This is a genomic window from Photobacterium sp. OFAV2-7 (assembly GCF_022347985.1).
In the GTDB taxonomy this organism is placed as follows: domain Bacteria; phylum Pseudomonadota; class Gammaproteobacteria; order Enterobacterales; family Vibrionaceae; genus Photobacterium.
Genome location: NZ_JAKRFQ010000652.1, coordinates 1 through 3115, shown reverse-complemented (window position 1 = coordinate 3115; position 3115 = coordinate 1). Strand labels below are relative to the sequence as shown.

The following is a 3115-nucleotide window of genomic DNA, read 5'->3' as shown; positions in this document are numbered from 1 at the left end:
CTCGAACAAACGACGGCCTTCGTGCTGGTATCTTTCTATTGCCGCCGGAATGGTTTCCGGGAAATAACGGTAGAACACATTTGCCTGCCCCATCATTGGCCCCACACCACCCATCTGAAACATCAGCCATTGGATGACCTGAGAGCGCTTTTTAGGATCCTCAGGCAAGAATTTTCCAGTTTTCTCAGCCAGATACAATAGGATGGCACCGGATTCAAAAACTGCGAAGTTGTCGTTTTCTGTGTCTACGATGGCTGGAATTCGACCGTTTGGGTTAATGGCGGTAAATTCTGGCTGTTTTTGTTCCGCCTCCATCAGGTCGAGTGCATGGACTCGGTATTCAAGTCCCATTTCTTCCAGTGCGATAGAGATTTTATGGCCGTTTGGCGTGGCTGCTGTGTATAGATCTATCATACTAATTCCTTTTAACCTTTAACTGAGGGACGGATGCTAACTAGCTGATACCAGCGTTGTAAGTTTGGTAAGTTATCATCGATGTGGATTTCTAGGTTTTTCATGAAGTCGCATAGTATAACTGCAGTGATGTCAGCAATGCTGAAATTGTCGCCGGCAATATAGGTTGTTTTCGAGAGTTGTTTCTCAAGCGTCGGTAGGAAATCAACTAACCGCTGACGAGATTCTTCCCCCCAGGCTGCGATGCAGTTCTCTCTGTCTTTGTAGATGCCGCTAATGTTGCGAAAGGCTTGCATGGCGACCAGCAGGCCCCGAAGTTCAACTAGGCGTTGCCACATTTCAATTTGGGCTTTCTCTAGTGCGTTGCTACCGAAGAGTGACTGTTCTGTCGGGAAGGCTTCATCAAAGTAGCGACAAATTGCGACAGACTCGCAGATTGTCGTGCCGTCATTGAGCTCAAGGACAGGGATTTGCCCATTGAGGCTTAGTGTCTTGAACTCTTCGCTGAGGTTTTCTCCCCCACGAAGATCAACCTGCTGGCGCTCAACGTCAATTCCTTTTTCGGCCAGAAAAATACTGACTCGGCGAGCACTTGGTGCCGGTCCTAGTTCATAAATTTTCATTATACTTCCTTTATCTGAACGTTCGTTTAGTTTAAAATCTAATCAATAACGGAACGATCAGTCAAGTATGATTTGATCTTTTTTGGCGAGGAGTAGGAATGGCCAGATCGAAGAATTTTGACCGCGAGGAAAAACTGCTGTTGGCGATGGAGCTCTTTTGGCAACAAGGGTATGCGGAAACCTCAGTTGCAGACCTGGTTAATCACCTTGGAATCAACCGGTTCAGCCTTTACAACACGTATACCGACAAGGAGTCATTGTACCGGGAAGCGCTGGATTATTACCTGAAGAAAATATCATTTCCGATGCTCTCAGATAGCCTGTCTGCTGATGCGGGTTACCAAGATATTGTTGCGTATCTGACATGTTTCGCCGATTTGCAACGGGAGCAAAAGTGCGGCTGTTTTATGCAGAATGCTATTTTGGAACGAGCATACAGTGATGATGAAGTGCTGGAAGCCGGGAGCCTGCTATATCAGACACTATCCGATAGCTTTAATAATGCGATTGAAAATGCGCAGCAACAAGGAGAGTTGAATACAAGTGTTGAACCGGCGAGGCTTAGCCATTTCTTGGTGATGCAAATGCAGGGAATAAGAGTGCTGGGGAAAGCTCGGCAATACGAAATGATTGATGATGCCATGTCTGTGTTACTGACCATGCTTGATAGTCAAAAAGCACCAGGTGCCTGCGAATAGACACCTGATACTGAAAACATTTGTTAGGCTTTTGGGTTAGATATCAGAAGCGTTCAGGCCTTGTTGCCAAAAGGCAACCTCCATACGTGTTGCTGTTTTGAAAATTTCGCATAGTCTTTGTCCGCGTTGGCTGTCTAGCGGAATTTCAGCCAACATCTCATCAAGACGCTCGATGGTGTCGCGTACGCCAGACTGGAATTCTTCACCGCTGTATAGCTGGATCCAGCTTTGGTAAGGGTTACCGTCAAGTTTTGTTTCAGACCAGTTAAGGAGCTGAGTACCAATCTCGGCATAGCCAATCGCGCAAGGAGCAAGAGCCGCAAAGAGATCAACACGATCCCCTGCCATTCCGGTATCAAGGACATAACGAGTGTAGCTAACTGTACCGAAATCTTCTGGTTCGCCTTCCATGTCAGATTCGGTCAATCCCCATTTTGCGCAATATTCGACATGATGGGACATTTCGGAATCAAGCAAAGCCGTTAGGCTTGGTAACGGATCACGCATTTCTGCTAGGGTGCGTCCTTTGAAGATCGCGAGTGCATAGGCTCGGGCATAGTGTTTGAGGAACAAAAAGTCCTGTTTAAGATAATGAAGATAGGCACTTTTATTTAGCTCACCTTTAGCCAGTTGAGTAACAAAGCTATGTTCGGTGTAATCCTGCCAGTCTTGCTGGCAGGCTTTGATAAGGTCTTGATGATTCACTGGGAGTCCTTGTTAAATTGAGTCAAGAAGTGATTAGTACGTCAGTACGTAATCTTTAGCCTGCGGCAGGGTTGTGATGATCTTGTGTTTTTTCATGAATTCGGCATATTCGTCATAACGCTTTAGCTCAACAGCCCCCGGGCGCAATGCAAAACGGGTAAGGGTATCTTCCCAGGCATTACGGTTGAGATCGTTATTCAGAGTATCGGGAGAGTATGCTACGAATTCCTGCCAGGCCTTTTCAGGATGGTTGATCAGGTAGACAGTTGCCTTTTCGATAGCCTTGTTGAATTTACTCACCGTTTCCGGACTGTACTTGTGTTTGTTGGCGACGAAGATCAGCTCATCGTATGGCGGAACACCGTGCTCTTCAGGGTAGAATGCCGTTGCTTTGTAGCCTTCCAGCTCTAGTTGATTCAGCTCGAAGTTTCTCAATCCGCCCCAAATCGCATCCACTTTGCCGGAAGCGAGAGAAGATGAAAGCGCCCAGCCAACGTTAATGATTTTTACGCTATCCATGCTGACATTGGCAGATCTTAGCATGGTACCAATAGTTGCATCTTCGTTACCGCCGATGGCGACACCAATTTGTTTGCCTTCCAGATCTGCAAGACTTTTAACACCTGATTTATCAAGCACAATCAGAGAATTGAGTGGCCCGGAGATAAGAGTGGC

General features: G+C 46.6%; 5 protein-coding genes. 1 reads left to right on the top strand and 4 read right to left on the bottom strand.

What is annotated here, in order from left to right; all coding sequences use genetic code 11:
- Both MHN01_RS22450 and MHN01_RS22445 read right to left on the bottom strand, forming a co-directional pair.
- A partial coding sequence (locus MHN01_RS22450; protein WP_239413556.1) for a glutathione S-transferase family protein occupies positions 1-414 on the bottom strand: 414 nt, incomplete at its 3' end.
- Between the two features lie 11 nt (positions 415-425).
- On the bottom strand, positions 426-1037 hold the full coding sequence (locus tag MHN01_RS22445; RefSeq protein WP_239413554.1) for a glutathione S-transferase: 612 nt from the start codon (positions 1035-1037) through the stop codon (positions 426-428).
- Between the two features lie 98 nt (positions 1038-1135).
- Between MHN01_RS22445 and MHN01_RS22440 the strand changes: the two genes are divergently transcribed.
- Positions 1136-1735 (top strand): TetR/AcrR family transcriptional regulator, encoded by a 600-nt coding sequence (locus tag MHN01_RS22440; protein ID WP_239413552.1) that lies wholly within the window; start codon positions 1136-1138, stop codon positions 1733-1735.
- Positions 1736-1771: 36 nt separating this feature from the next.
- Here the strand turns inward: MHN01_RS22440 and tenA are convergent, their stop codons facing one another.
- Positions 1772-2440: a thiaminase II gene (gene tenA, locus MHN01_RS22435; protein ID WP_239413551.1), complete on the bottom strand. Its 669-nt coding sequence runs from the start codon at positions 2438-2440 to the stop codon at positions 1772-1774.
- 33 nt (positions 2441-2473) lie between these two features.
- A partial coding sequence (locus tag MHN01_RS22430) for an ABC transporter substrate-binding protein (protein WP_239413550.1) occupies positions 2474-3115 on the bottom strand: 642 nt, incomplete at its 5' end.

Coding starts and splice junctions, on each gene's coding strand:
- MHN01_RS22445 (WP_239413554.1), bottom strand. CDS start 1,037: ATGAAAATTTATGAACTAGGACCGGCACCAAGTGCTCGCCGAGTCAGT.
- MHN01_RS22440 (WP_239413552.1), top strand. CDS start 1,136: ATGGCCAGATCGAAGAATTTTGACCGCGAGGAAAAACTGCTGTTGGCG.